Annotated in this window: 12 protein-coding genes; 5 read left to right on the top strand and 7 right to left on the bottom strand. The window is 38.4% G+C overall.

Features of this window, described 5'->3' with window-relative positions; translation table 11 throughout:
• Positions 1-12 precede the first annotated feature (12 nt).
• The 4 genes from HG267_RS00500 to HG267_RS00515 form a co-directional block, all read right to left on the bottom strand.
• Positions 13-741, bottom strand: a complete 729-nt coding sequence (locus HG267_RS00500) for a DUF3891 family protein (protein WP_045867481.1) — start codon at positions 739-741, stop codon at positions 13-15.
• 238 nt (positions 742-979) lie between these two features.
• Positions 980-1,669 carry a manganese catalase family protein gene (locus HG267_RS00505; RefSeq protein ID WP_045867480.1) on the bottom strand — a complete coding sequence of 230 codons (690 nt, stop codon included), beginning with the start codon at positions 1,667-1,669 and terminating at the stop codon, positions 980-982.
• 308 nt (positions 1,670-1,977) lie between these two features.
• Positions 1,978-2,256, bottom strand: coding sequence for a GlsB/YeaQ/YmgE family stress response membrane protein (locus HG267_RS00510; RefSeq protein ID WP_045867479.1), 279 nt, complete (start codon positions 2,254-2,256; stop codon positions 1,978-1,980).
• Between the two features lie 600 nt (positions 2,257-2,856).
• The gene (locus HG267_RS00515; RefSeq protein ID WP_045868774.1) at positions 2,857-4,143 is read right to left on the bottom strand and encodes a proton extrusion protein PcxA; all 1,287 of its coding nucleotides are present in this window, start codon (positions 4,141-4,143) and stop codon (positions 2,857-2,859) included.
• A 1,328-nt stretch (positions 4,144-5,471) separates the two neighbouring features.
• On the opposite strand from HG267_RS00515, the gene HG267_RS00520 reads away from it, so the two are divergent.
• The 3 genes from HG267_RS00520 (at position 5,472) to HG267_RS00530 (ending at position 8,110) form a co-directional block, all read left to right on the top strand.
• A complete protein-coding gene (locus HG267_RS00520) occupies positions 5,472-6,041 on the top strand; it encodes a pentapeptide repeat-containing protein (RefSeq protein ID WP_045867478.1) in 570 nt (189 codons plus the stop codon).
• Between the two features lie 113 nt (positions 6,042-6,154).
• Positions 6,155-6,721: a Uma2 family endonuclease gene (locus tag HG267_RS00525; protein ID WP_045867477.1), complete on the top strand. Its 567-nt coding sequence runs from the start codon at positions 6,155-6,157 to the stop codon at positions 6,719-6,721.
• A gap of 201 nt (positions 6,722-6,922) precedes the next feature.
• A complete protein-coding gene (locus HG267_RS00530) occupies positions 6,923-8,110 on the top strand; it encodes a glycosyltransferase (protein WP_071989325.1) in 1,188 nt (395 codons plus the stop codon).
• Between the two features lie 112 nt (positions 8,111-8,222).
• On the opposite strand, the gene HG267_RS00535 is transcribed toward HG267_RS00530, so the two are convergent.
• A complete protein-coding gene (locus HG267_RS00535) occupies positions 8,223-9,389 on the bottom strand; it encodes a pyridoxal phosphate-dependent aminotransferase (protein ID WP_045867475.1) in 1,167 nt (388 codons plus the stop codon).
• A 172-nt stretch (positions 9,390-9,561) separates the two neighbouring features.
• A complete protein-coding gene (locus tag HG267_RS00540) occupies positions 9,562-10,443 on the bottom strand; it encodes a TauD/TfdA family dioxygenase (protein ID WP_045867474.1) in 882 nt (293 codons plus the stop codon).
• A gap of 470 nt (positions 10,444-10,913) precedes the next feature.
• On the opposite strand from HG267_RS00540, the gene HG267_RS00545 reads away from it, so the two are divergent.
• Positions 10,914-11,441: an SH3 domain-containing protein gene (locus HG267_RS00545; protein ID WP_045867473.1), complete on the top strand. Its 528-nt coding sequence runs from the start codon at positions 10,914-10,916 to the stop codon at positions 11,439-11,441.
• Between the two features lie 637 nt (positions 11,442-12,078).
• Positions 12,079-12,984 (top strand): cation diffusion facilitator family transporter, encoded by a 906-nt coding sequence (locus HG267_RS00550; protein ID WP_045867471.1) that lies wholly within the window; start codon positions 12,079-12,081, stop codon positions 12,982-12,984.
• A gap of 153 nt (positions 12,985-13,137) precedes the next feature.
• Here HG267_RS00550 and guaA read toward each other — a convergent pair whose 3' ends face one another.
• Positions 13,138-14,760, bottom strand: a complete 1,623-nt coding sequence (guaA, locus tag HG267_RS00555; RefSeq protein WP_045867470.1) for a glutamine-hydrolyzing GMP synthase — start codon at positions 14,758-14,760, stop codon at positions 13,138-13,140.
• Positions 14,761-14,827: the final 67 nt, after the last annotated feature.

Here is a 14,827-nt window from a genome sequence, read left to right on the forward strand (position 1 = left end):
GATTTTTTTTTGTTAGTGCTTGACAAAAGTCCATTCCAATATTTTGATTGGCGCTTCCTGGAGTGCTTGGGACAGTTCGGCGCTACTTTTGAACTTCAACTGTGATAAGTCGCAAGCTTCTATATTGACTGTAAATTTCTCATCTTCAAAAGGCCAGGGATTGACAGTTACCAAATTATCGCTGCGTTGCATAATGTCATAACGCTGTTCGTCAGGCCCCTTGCTAATTTCTAACCAGCGTTCATCAGCCGGGAGTTCTTGCTGACAGAGAATTAAAGATAAGCGGTCGCACCATTGCATAAATGCATAAGCAGCATCTACTTCTTGTTTGTCAATTCCTAATTCCTTACGCCAAAGTTCCTGGTTTTCCAATTGTTCATCCAAAAATTTGTCTATTTCAGGAGATTCACCGCGTTTTGCTCCATGTAAGCGACTTATATGCTTAGAAATTAATAAAGCTACCCATCTTCCCCGATAACGCGCATTTTTGACAAGATTAGCAATTTTTTTGATATCAGTCTCTGTACTGAGAGTAAAGTCTAGTGGCGCACCACTTTCTGTCAAAATATTCTCTTCCCACTCTTTTTCTAAATCATCATGATGGGAAATTGCAGCTAGGGTTTCATATAATCTTGCAGGAGCATTTTTACGTCGCCATTGTCCGGCTAATTGCGCTGCTAATAATGCATGAGCACGATGATAGATTACTTCCCAACCATTTTGTGTAGCATTAACAATCACCAGTCAATTCTCCATATACTTAATTGTAATTTTTCCGGAAAAATGAGCCAGCGAATTTACTTCTAACTGGCTCATATAATGCTCATAACTCATACCAATTTCATGTGAAGTTGCACATATTTATATCTCTCTAAATTCCTCTTTTTAAGGGTAACTTTGATAGATGTTTTTTGCTTCCACCCTTAAAAAAGGTGGGTTCTCAATCTATGCAGCTTCATCAAGAATTGATATCAGTTAATTAGGAATGCTTTTGCAGAGGATCGGCAATGTATTTGAATGTTGGCTCAGAATTCCAAGGGCCACGCTCATCTTGACTACCATTTGTAGATAGGTTGTAGTAGAGAGCAACAGTTTCATCTGGTTGAATATTCCCAAATAAGGGATCTGTCAATTTACCCAGAGAATCTAACGCTTTCATAAACATTTGCGTATGAGAAATTTCTCTGGTTAATAGATGTACTAAAGTTTGTTTAGTACCATCATCTGTCGCTAGCTTAATCAACTCTTCGTAAGTCTGACGTGCTCCAGCTTCAGCTGCAATATTAGCTCGCAAATCACGCACGACATCTCCACCTTCATTGATGTAATTTGCAGTCCAAGCACTACCTTGACTATCTAAAAAGTGCGGGCCAATTCCCCGAATCGCAAAGAGAGTACTTTTATAAGCCTCGGTTTGATCGGTATTTTTAGTATGAGCTTCGATGAGTTTACCTACCATTTCTAAATGGCTAAACTCTTCAATTGCAATATCTTGAAGCATATCTTTAATGCCAGCATTTTCGACATGAAAAGATTGCACCCAGTATTGTAGTGCAGCTGTAAGTTCTCCTGTTGCTCCACCAAACTGTTCTAGAAGTAATTGAGCAAACCTAGGATTAGAATCGCTAACGTTTACTACATGAATCGGTTCTTTTTTATGAAAAAACATTTTTTCCTGCTTCCTGAAACAATTATTTGGTCAATGGATTGATTTAGAATTATTACCAGCTACCACTGATACAAATTCCTAAAATAACGCTACAGACTCACACCTTAAAATCTAGATTGCCCCCCAATATTTGTCGGTTAAGGGTACAAGAGGAAGGGGGAAAAAGGCAATAAAAAACCTTTAAACCTTACCCTTTCACCTTTGATCCAAACCAAATTCCGAGTTGAAAATCCTTCGTAATTTCGTAACGAATTTAGATTACGCCTCAGACTAGAAAATCACAAGAATCATTGTCCTGAGGATTTTAATTAGACTCTACTGCTTCTGCTCAATAGTCCCCATAAATAAATAGCAATAATTGCACCAATTACAGCTATAAATAGACCTGTAAGACTGAAACCAGTACCAGCAGCGGTAAGTTGTAGAGTTCCTGTTTGCAAAAGTGTGTACAGACTACCACCAATGAAAGCGCCGACAATACCTAATACCATTGTCGAAAGAATTCCGCCACCCTGATAACCTGGATAAATTGCTTTTGCGATCGCACCAGCTAGAAGTCCTAATATTACCCAAGCAATAATATTCATGAGTTCCTCACAGAAGTCATCTGGTTTAAATTCAATTTATCCAGAAAAACTCAACAATGTTTCTACCACTTGAAGGAAAAGCCACAACCGAAAGATAGATATAAATTGATATATTTTTCAATAATTTCTGATTTTATATATGATAATTTTCTCCGAGCAATATCAAATTTTATTTTTCAGCATTAAATATACTTTCATTAAAGCTTTCTATCAAATCAAAAAATCAGTTCTGAATATATTTATATCTTTAGAGATAAGCTCTATCTCTATCTTTATATAGATGCTTTAAATAAGAGATGATTTATAAAGTAGGGTGCGTTACGCTATCGCTAACGTACCGAAAAAGATGTTGGACTGCTTGACAAATCTCCTCTAAGATAAATACCTGATTTTTTAATCATTACAGCAGTAATAAAATTTAATTACATCTAAATGATTTTTAAAATCCTAATTATTCTCAGTTCATTTATCTAATGTATAGTGTTTTGTCTGTAGGGTATGTTGTCGTATAGCGACGCACCAATTCATCATCAAATATTCATAGGATGTTAAGCTAATATATTCTGTCACAGTTGCTTAATTTTGAATTTTGCATTGATCCTACTCATTCATTTCTTTCATCGTAGCTAGTGCAGAAGGCGATAAGCGGCTTAGATATCGGAATATCCAGTATTTAAATATCGTATCCAAAATTACTGGAAATGTAGCAATAAATAAATATATTGCACTTTCATTGGCTGGTAATCCTAAATGTTCTGCAAAGCCTTCTAGCAGAACTTCCCAGCCATGTGGTGAGTGAAATCCGACAAATATATCGGTAAACAAAATAATTAAAAAAGCCTTAGCACTATCACTAAGTCCATAAACAATATCGTCGATAAAAGACTTAACAATGGCAATTTCTCTTTTGCTTGTAGCAACTACAATAGCAAAAGCAACGAGTGAAATTAAATCAGCAAATACATTACTGATAGCGCTATTACTTTCATGGTTAAATTCCTCTGCTATCTCAATCGCTTTTTCTTGAATTTTCTCTCTGATTCCCTCAGGCGAAAGTGCAGGTGCTTCCTGTAATAAACTCTCAAATTTAAGTTTACTTTCAAAACTCTTTAATTCATGTAAAGCTTTTTCTTCCATGTCAGAGTTGATAAAAATCTGAGTAGTGCGTTCTCCTCTAGCTCTTTCAACTAGAGGATTTATAAATAGCTGTTTGGAGAAATGTTGGGTTAATAGAGGCACAAGAATTAAAATTAGAAAAAATCTCAATGCAGTTCTAGTTCTATTTCTAGAACGCTGATAATTTCTAATAAATTCTGCTTCTGCTTGAGGCGATAAATCAGTTTTTATTTTGTTAATTGTCCTGCCAAAAGACCTGGGCAATACTCCTGTCTTTTGGTTTAAATTAGGAACTTGATTAACTCTATTATTAGATGGTTTTACTGGTTGAGTTGCTATATTATTATCAATAGTCAGTGGCTCAGAACTTTTGACAATATCACTAATATTAATTTGTTCAGTTCTAGGAGTATACTTAGCTATAACATCATCAATAAATTGCAGCTTTTCTAAAATTCTACTATTAGCCATCTCCAACATTGAACGGCTGACGCGGAACTCTGCTATTTTGATATTGATAATAGTTAAATTTTTATTTAAGTACCCTTCCCAATAAGACATTACATTTGCAGTATAATTCCCTGAAGAATTAGAAATTTTTTGACCGCCAAAATGCTCAACTTCAATATTTCTAATTATCTGAGCAGCTTCGTAAGCTTCTAAAAGTGCCCTTTCTGGTGTCGAAACGAACCATTGCCGTACTGTTAGGATATAATCTCTAATTTTTTGGCGTAATAAACCTGCATTTTTGGTAATAAACGAGGATTTCATTGCAGACATTTTCTATATATTGAGTCAAGGTACTAAGATTAGCTACCAACTATATTAATCAATAATTGCGGTAAAATGTTGCTAGTACAAGTCGGCGTAAATCAACAGACCATCTGTAATTGCTAAAAGACTTGTGCTATAACTATTCTTTCTTTTTACTTTTTACTCCTACGGAGTTCGCCAGTTGCTTTATGCCGGGGAACCCGTCCACCGCACTGGCTCACTTTTTACTTTTGCCTTGTTGTACTAGTAGCTTTTGGTAGATTACATAAACTATTTGTTATGAGTTTACACCTGTTAGCGGTTGGTGTGAAGATAGATAATTGAATATTATTGCCAGCATTAACAATAGCTGATTTTATGATATAAGAATTCAGTTTGATAAGTAAAAATAATTGCATTGAAAAAGAACGAATAATAGACATATCAGGATATAAACTGTACCTGGCTTCACAAAAACTACAGATGGTTTCTATCTCAGTATTTGCCAAAATACAATGCTACCTTTCTAAGTAGTTAGAATTTTACTCATATTCTCCACTTAACATCAATAGCCCTATCTTCAGATAGATGCTTATAACTAATTTATTTGCATTTGTGACTTAGCAATCAATAGCACCTGAGTTTTTTGTGAGCTTTTACACCTATTAAATTTGTATTACAATCTTATGTATATTCTGTGTGAATACTGTGTCAATACTATGACATAGATGTATTCAGCGTCAGTAAAGTTAATGCTAGTACGTAAGATTTGCTAATTTAAAATATCCTGTATCATCAAGTTGCAGATGCTTACAAAAATAAGATTACTTGTCAAGTCGATTTAATAAATTGGTATATTTAAGAGACTAATATTGGCATCTTTTACAGAATATTGCAATTACATAATAGCTATCATCATAATTTAGTATTATCTTCTCCATAGTTATTCTATGACCATTGCAAAATGCTATTATTCATTTAATTGCATATACCCGCCTAGCAAATCTGATTACCGAAATAGGTGATTTTTGGTTAATTTTGATTAACTATTATTTAGCAGAATGCTGGTATTGCTTAAATCAATAGACAAGCTAATTGTTGTTTGATTAAGCAATATTAAGTTAGTGTTTCTCTGCAAAATGTCAATATTCAGGCATGATTTCTGGCTGTAAAATAATTAAACAGATTAGTTTTATTTTCTCTGGTAACTAAAATTTTCCAACTCTTTTGGTAACAATAATGAAGTGAATTATGCTACGTAATTTAACCTTATGGTAGTGGTTAAAATACAAGATTTTTCGCTAATAAACTAAGTGTTCCCATTAAATTACTGAAAACCGAAAATCATGGATGTTAAAGAACTTCTAGCTAGGTATGCAGCCGGAGAAAGAAGCTTTCACGGCATAGAATTACCAGAAGCAGATCTGCGGGGAGCTAATTTAGGTGGTGTAGATTTTGGCAGAGTTAACCTAAGTGGCGCTAACCTCTCAGGTGCATCTTTGAGTGGAGCTAATTTAAGCCAGGCGAATCTTAGAGGAGCGAAACTACATAGAGCGAATTTATCAGAAGTCATTCTCAGTGGTGCTGATTTACGCCAAGCTGCACTGACAACTGCAAATTTAAATGAATCGGATCTCAGTGGCGCGTCTCTCAATGATGCAGACTTGTGTGATGCTAATTTGCACATGGCATCACTGAGTGCAGCCAACTTACAAGGTGCTAATTTAAGTGGAGCCAAAATGGGTGGAGTGAGGATGTGGAAAGCAGATTTGCAGTGGGCGGATTTAACAGGAGCCGATTTAAGTGAAGCAAACTTGAGTGAAGCAAACTTAACCGGAGCAAATCTCTATGCTACAGATATGAGCGAAACATTTTTGACAGGAACTATCATGCCTGATGGTTTCATTCATTTATAAAAATGCCAACTTAATATTTTGTCACACTAGATATAAGCGATCGCTGTTTGCTATGAGTGACAAAAGCGCGATCGCGCCATCATTATAATAGTAGTAATTTCTACGGGGTTCGTATGAGCCAAACCATTGATGAAAGGGTACATTGGACAAGCGCGGACTTAGAGTTGTTGCCAGATAACGGCAATCGCTACGAAATTATTGATGGAGAATTATTTGTGACCAGGGCACCGCATTGGGGACATCAAAAAGCCACTGCAAATATTTGTGCAGAATTAAGAACTTGGTCAATCTCAACCGGGCTTGGTGAGGCTGTCCCTACTCCAGGGATTATTTTCACCGATGCAGATAATGTAATTCCTGATGTGGTTTGGATCAGCAAAGAACGCCTAGCAATTTTACTTGATAGTCAAGGACATTTAACAGGCGCACCAGAATTAGTTGTAGAAGTTCTTTCTTCTGGAACAGAGAACGAACGAAGAGACCGCGAAGTAAAACTAAAATTATATGGTTCTAGAGGAGTGCAAGAATATTGGATTTTGAATTGGCAATTACAACAGGTTGAGGTGTATCGCCGAGAAAAAGCTGTTCTCAAATTAGTAGCAACATTACTGACAACAGACGAACTGTCTTCACCTCTGCTGCCAAATTTTGTTTGTCCTGTAGCACGACTATTCGTGTAGAAATTAGGGACTGGGGATTGGGAACTAGGGACTGGGGACTGGGAAAAGGTAAAAGGCAGGGAGACAAGGGGAAAAATTCCAATTACCAACTACCAAATGACAATTGACAAATAACAAATGACAAACAGGCACTCAAAATTACACAGTCGCTAGCAAGATATGTCAGAATTCTGAAATCATTAGACTGCTGTAATTTGAATTATGAATTTGAGCCTGTGCATGATCGTCAAAAATGAAGCAGCAACACTGCCTAAATGCCTCAGCAGTGTGAAAAATGTCGTTGATGAAATTGTAGTTTTAGATACAGGTTCTAGCGATCGCACTCCAGAAATCGCTAAAGCACATGGTGCTAAAGTACATCATTTTCAATGGAACAATAACTTTAGTATCGCGCGCAATGAAGCTTTAAAATATGTCACAGGCGATTGGATTTTAGTGTTAGATGCAGATGAGACACTAACTCCAGAAATTGTACCGCAAATTCACTCAGCAATTCAAAGTGAAGAATATTTATTAATCAACCTTGTGCGACATGAAGTAGGCGCAGAACAGTCCCCTTATTCTTTAGTTTCTAGACTTTTTCGTAAACATCCAGATATTCAGTTTTCCCGTCCTTATCATGCCTTAGTTGATGATAGTGTATCAGAAATTATCAAGAAAGAACCACACTGGCAAATTGGTTATTTACAAGGAGTAGCAATTTTACATAAAGGATATCAAAAAACTGCGATCGCCCAAGGTAATAAACACGCCAAAGCCCAAGCCGCAATGGAAGAGTTTTTCAAAGCTCATCCTGAAGATCCTTACGTTTGTAGTAAGTTGGGAGCCTTGTATGTAGAAACTGGCAAAATTAAAGAAGGTATAGAATTACTCAAAAGAGGCGTAAGGACAAGTGAAGAAAACTACGAAATTTTATACGAACTCCATTATCATTTAGGCATTGCCTACAATCGCTTACAAAATCCTCAACAAGCTAGCGCCCACTATCAAGCTGCAATCAAATTACCAATTTATCCAATTTTAAAATTGGGAGCATATAACAATTTGGGTAATTTACTCAAAGCAGCAGGAGATTTAAAAAATGCCAGGAAAGCTTACGAAACCACTTTAAAAATTGACCCGAATTTTGCTAGCGGACATTACAACTTAGGAATGACATTTAAAGCTTTAGGTTTATTTACAGATGCGATCGCCTGTTACCAAAAAGCCATCAAGTTAAACCCCAGCTATGCCGAAGCTTATCAAAATTTAGGAGTAGTACAGCTCAAAGTAGGCAATGTTCAAGCCAGCGTCACAGCATTTAAAAATGCGATCGCCCTACACCAACAGCATAACCCTGAAGAAGCCAAGAGACTCCGCCAGGGTTTGCAAGAGATGGGGTTGATTTGAGTAGGGGTAAAGGGTAAGGGGTAAAGGGTAAAGGGAACAAGGAGAAATTATTATTCCCCATTCCCCATTTCCCATTCCCCATTTCCCATTCTCCATTACCCAGTCCCCATTCCTAAATCCGACTCCGTACAAACTTCTCCAATCTATCCATTCCCTTTTCAATGGTGGCCATGTCAGTGGCGTAGGAAAGGCGAATGTTCTTATCAGCACCAAAGGCAATACCGGGAATTACTGCAACTTGATGTTCTTCAATGAGTGCATCACAGAATTCTAGGGATTTTAGACCAGTTTTGCTGATGTCGGGGAAAAGATAAAAAGCACCGTCAGGTTTGGGACAACTCAATCCGGGAATGGCGTTGAGTCTGTCTAACATTACCTGTCGCCGTTTGGCGAAGGCTTGGCGCATTTCTTCTACGCAGTCTTGGGAACTTTCTAAAGCTGCGATCGCCCCATATTGAGCAAAGGTACAAACGTTAGATGTACTATGCCCTTGAATGGTGCTTGCGGCTTTGATGATTTCCACTGGCCCCGCTAAATAGCCAAGTCGCCACCCTGTCATCGAGTAAGCTTTGGCAAAGCCGTTACTGATTAAGGTACGGGCAAAAATTTCCTTCCCTAAAGAACCAATGCTGATATGTTCCGCACCGTCGTAGAGAATTTTTTCGTAAATCTCGTCAGAGACAACAAAGATATCTGCATCAACTACTACTTCCGCCAGTGCTTTAATTTCTGCTGGCGTGTACACCATCCCGGTGGGGTTAGATGGAGAGTTGAGGACAAATAACTTTGTTTTGGGCGTAATCGACTTGCGGAGTTGTTCCGGCGTAATTTTATAACCCGTCGAAGCATCTGTGGGGACAATTACCGGAACTCCACCTACCAAAGTTACCATTTCGGGATAACTTAACCAGTAGGGAGCCGGGATAATGACTTCATCACCTGGATCGATTAAAGCCACAATCAAATTGTAGAGAGAATGCTTACCGCCATTGGTGACGATAACATTTTCTGCTTTATAATCTAGACCATTATCAGCTTTCAGCTTACGGGCGATCGCTTCCCTTAACTTTGGTTCTCCAGCGGCTGGGCCATATTTGGTCTTGCCTTCATCCAAAGCCTTTGCTGCTGCTGCTTTGATATGGGCTGGAGTGTCAAAATCTGGTTCTCCAGCGCTAAAACTACAAACGTCCACACCCTCTGCTTTCATTGCCTTAGCTTTAGCTGCGATCGCTAAGGTTAAAGAGGGTGTTACCTGACTTACTCTTGCTGCCAGCTTCATTCTTAATTTATTTGGCGAATCTCTAACCTATTTAACAATATCCCACAATCTTGATCGAGAATTGACTTTTCAATATTCCTTAGCTGGTCTATTTGACAAATTTGATCATTTTGTTGATAGTTTAGTCGGTAAATATTTTTACCAAGATGCTAATTTATCGCAGCGCTTGACTTTAGATTGAAAAAGCTGGGGCACATAGCCTGATATAAACATCTCGCCTCTCATCATCAAAAGCTCTTCTACCATGAAGAATTCTTGTATTATCAATCATTAAAATATCGCCTTTTTGCCAAGAAATTTCCGTAGTTAATCTCTCAGCTATTTCATTAAGTTCAGACATAACTGTATCGGAGATATCTGAATCATCGGCAAATCTTAGCCGTTCTGGATATAAATGTTTACCGGGTAATAGGCTATTAATAAATACCTGATATTTGCCGCAGCTACTCGGTATAATTGCTGGACGAATATACTCAGTTAATATTGAATTATCTTGGTAAATAGTTAAACGCGTATCATTAAGTTCACATATTGCTGCTACTTGATTCACATCTTCAGTTTTGTATTGTTTCTGCCATTCTGCTTCAGATAGATGGGCAGTAAACTTGATATGATTTTTGCTAAATAAATCTTTGGTAGCGCTACTCAGCTCATTATAGAATTGTCTGCCATCACATATTGTTGTTTCTCCCTTTGCTGATGCTGGATGAGCGCAGAAAAACCACAACATCAGTGGGATATGCTTTTGATAATACATCTCACCATGCAATTTAATCGCCGATTTAAAATTGTTAACGCTTAAAACTGTCTTATCGCCATTAATAATGCGGCGCTGAAATACTCCGCCAGCATAATCCATAAAATCAGTACTTAATGAGTTGCTAAATTCTTTAAAAATTTCGACATTATTTGCAAATCCTCTAAACAGCAAGGCTCCATACTCTTTAAATAAACTAATAATTTCCTCCCGTGATAATTCCCCAATACTATGATTGCCAGTATTAATAATTTGTTGACCCATGCTGTTTGAGATTGGTTGGATTTTGATGTTCATAATAATTAACCAAAGTTGAGTAACTTATTCTTGATTTTCTCTAAAAACTATGCTTTTGACAGAATTGGTTTGCTCAAAGTTAACTAGCTTATTGCACTTGCTGGTGAAGAAGTAAGGAGAATTCATATAAATTAAAGTTAGCGAAATTAACTCTAATTTAAGGTTTGTAGTCGTTAATTACATCTGAAATTTATCAGTTAAGATATGAGCTATTCATAGGACACCCGTATTAATATTGGTGTCTTCAGAGGATGTCTGAGAAGTATGAAATATTACGACTGATTCCCCCTAGCCCACGCCAGTCATCTCAAGTCGGGAAACCCGCCTATGACGCTAGCTCCCCTTAAAAAAGGGTGAAGCATCTCAAGTCCCCCTTGCTAAGGGGATTTAGGAGGATCTACAAGTCTTGAATACAAGACCAAAAGGTTTTCAGACATCCTCTCAAACCGAAGCAGATGAGGATAAATAAAGTGAAAAATCAAGTCTTGAAGCTAGCTACAGGTTTAGCACTTATGTGTACTACTATAGCTATCAATACTGGCATAGCTGATCAAATAGCCTTAGCTAAATCAAAAAATCCGACAAAGTGTAATTTATTTGCCTATGTTGATGTTTCAGATGGGCAAACATTAAACGTGCGGAGTGGAACCAGCACCAACAATAAAATTTTAGGACAAGTGCCTGTTAATGAAACTGTTCAGGTTGTGGCTGTATTAGGAAATTGGGCCAAGATTACCAATGCTAGTAGCGGTTTTAAAGGAACTGGTTGGGTATCTTTGCCCAAGTTAGGCTTATCAACCAGAGGTTACGGTACTAAAGGCGTGAAGCTGTACGCCAAAACTAGTGCCAAAAGTAAAGTCATAGTCAGAGTTCCACCTAACACCAGCGTCAAATTATTAGGCTGTCAGGGAGGCTGGGCGCTGGTGCAATATAAAGGTGTTAACGGTTGGTTGGTAAGAGAAGACCAATGTGGAGCAGCTTTGACCAGTTGTTCTTAATACCTGAGCGAAAATCAGATTCTCGACTTTTTGAACAAGTCGAGAATCTTAGCTAACCTGCCAAATTTATAAATTGATTGGCATTTTTGCAACGACATAACCCAATACAGTTCAGTTACAAAATAAATTGACAACAAAAACAATAATTTTGGAGGGGGTTTGGGGGATTCTCCCCCAATTGAGCTAGCTGGTTCCACAACTGACAAATCAATCAAACTGTATTGTGGTATGACCCTACCATCAGCGACTAGTACAACAAGGCGTAAATAAACAGACCATTCAAAATCCGCAAAACGCTTACTCTGTCTTAATTTTGAATTTTGAATTTTGAATTTTGAATTCCGCCTTGCGGTACTAGTCGGGCTCATCCAAAATCCAACATTGCTTGACTACTCAAAAAGTCATAGAAGAAAAAATATAAAAATTTTTAGATGCCAATTATTAGCTATTAAACAAATAAAAAATCATCATAAATATCAAGCTTTTGGCAAATCTTAATTATAAATAATCTCAATAAAATAAATAAAAAAATTTAGTCTGTAGAGAGATGTATTTCTTACTGGGTAATAGTTTGATACTTATTACTTGTGTTTTAAGTTTTAATGATAAAACGTAGAATCTGATGTAAAAATTATTTATGACGTACGATAACCGCGCAGTGGTGCGAAAGGTTTTAATTATTACCCTACTGCTAAACCTGTTTGTGATGGCATTAAAAGCAGTAGTGGGTTACTCTACAGGCTCTTTAAGCTTATTAGCTGATGCTTTACATAGTGTTACTGATAGCGCCAACAATGTTTTAGGCTTGGTTACTAGTAAGTTTTCTTCTCCAAAACCCGATCGCGAACATCCCTATGGACACCAAAAATTTGAAGCTGTCGGTGCTTTGGGAATTTCTGCTTTTTTAGGAATTGCTTGTTTTGAAATTCTCCAAGGCGCAGTTGAGAGAATTCTCAAAGGTGGTCAACCTGTAACCATCTCAGCAGCAGAATTATGGTTATTACTAATTGTGCTAGGTGTGAATATTTTTGTGACTTTCTACGAACGCAATGAAGGGAAGCGAGTAGGTAGTCCAATTTTAATTGCTGATGCTACACATACCATGAGTGATGTGTGGGTAACCATTACTGTGATTGGCGGTTTGATTGGCGTGTGGTTAGGTTACCAATGGCTAGATGTAGTCTTAGCTTTTCCTGTTGCTTTGTTAGTTTTTTGGAGTGGTTGGTCAGTTTTAAAAGATAATTTACCTTCCTTAGTAGATGAAATGGCGATCGCACCAGAAGCAATCCATGCGATCGCGCTTTCGGTTCCGGGAGTCATTAATTGTCATGACATTGCTTCTCGTGGAGTTCTCGGCCGTCAAGTCTTTATGGAAATGCATTTAATTGTCGATGCTACAGATGTAGAAACCGCCCACCGCATTACCGAAGAAGTAGAAAGGCTACTAGAAGAACGTTTCCGTCCGGTAAGAATTCTCATCCATGTCGAACCTCCAGCTTACCAATCTGAGACAATTACTTTTGAATCAGAAGTGAAGGGATGAATGTAGAGAAAATTAGCCGCCGATACACGCAGATAAACGCTGATAAATTTCCCAAAACAAAATGATGAGTTTGTAGTTGAAACAGCTACAAACTCATCACTCTTGTACAGACGCGATTAATCGCGTCTCTCCAACTCAGTACTCAGTACTGACTTATTCCCACTCGATGGTTCCAGGCGGCTTGGAGGTGATGTCATACACTACTCGGTTGACACCTTTCACTTCATTAACAATGCGGTTAGAAATTACTTCTAAAATATCGTAAGGTATCCGCGCCCAATCTGCTGTCATCCCATCTTCGCTGGTGACAATCCGTAAGACGATGGGGTAAGCGTAGGTACGTTTATCGCCCATCACGCCGACACTACGAATTGGTAGCAACACTGCGAATGCTTGCCAAACTTGATTGTACAAACCACGTTGATTAATTTCTTGCCGCACAATTAAATCAGCATCGCGCAAGATATTTAATCTTTCGGCTGTCACTTCACCGAGAATCCGAATTGCCAAACCAGGGCCAGGGAAAGGTTGGCGTTGCACGATTTCTTCCGGTAAACCAATAGAACGCCCAACTTTGCGAACTTCATCTTTAAAGAGTTTCCGCAATGGTTCTACTAGTTTGAAGCGTAAATCTTTGGGTAATCCGCCAACATTATGATGACTCTTAATTTTGACGGCTACTCGTTCGCCAGTTTGGGGATCGACGTTGGTATCAGCCGATTCAATTACGTCAGGATACAGGGTACCTTGAGCTAAATAATCAAAGTGACCAAGGCGTTTGGATGTTTCTTCAAATACGCGAATAAATTCATGGCCGATGCGGCGACGCTTTTCTTCGGGATCGGTGACACCTTCCATCATGTTGAGGAAGCGATCGCGTGCGTTAACATACTCTACAGGAATATGAAATTGCTCTTGGAATAGCTTCACTAATCTTTCTGGCTCATACTTCCGCATAAAGCCTTGATCGATAAACACACAAGTGAGTTGATCGCCAATGGCTTTATGTAATAAGAAAGCCAAGGTAGAAGAATCAACCCCACCAGAAAGCGCTAACAGCACTCGCTTATCACCAACTCTGGCGCGAATTTCGCGTACAGCTTCTTCTACAAAAGCGGCTGTAGTCCAGGTAGGTTCGCAGTCGCAGATATGGTAAACAAAGTTGCGAATTAATGCCAATCCACCCAAAGAATGCACTACTTCTGGATGGAACTGTACACCATACAGTTTTCTTTCGTGGTCAGCAATCGCTGCACAAGGAGTATTGTCTGTATGGGCTAAAAGTTCAAATCCTGGAGGCATTTTTGTGACTGAGTCGCCATGACTCATCCACATTGTGGTGCCTTCGTCCACATTAGTTAGTAAATCTGTGGGATCATCTATATATAATGATGCCTTACCATACTCACCGCGATCAGCCTTTTCTACTAACCCACCTAGCTGGTTTACCATCAATTGCATTCCATAGCAGACTCCCAAAATGGGAACACCTAAATTCCAAATTTCTGGGTCACAATGGGGTGCATTCTCTCCATAAACTGAACTTGGGCCACCAGACAGAATAATTCCTTTCGGATTGAGTTGCCGTAATTGTTCAGCTGAAGTACGATAGGACAGAACTTCGGAGTATACTTGCGTCTCACGGATGCGACGGGCAATTAGCTCCGAATATTGTGAGCCGAAGTCTAAAATTACAATTATTTGGCGATTAAGCTGTCCCCAGGTTTCAGTAGATTGGGGTGCTTGTTCTGTGAGTAGAGTCACCGCTGTATTCATGATGGCGAGAGTGTGTCTGTTAGGAGTAAGTCGCTCTGTAGTCTAAGAACTACCATTATTTCTGCCC

This window comes from Tolypothrix sp. PCC 7601, assembly GCF_025677855.1.
In the GTDB taxonomy this organism is placed as follows: Bacteria; Cyanobacteriota; Cyanobacteriia; order Cyanobacteriales; family Nostocaceae; genus Aulosira; species Aulosira diplosiphon.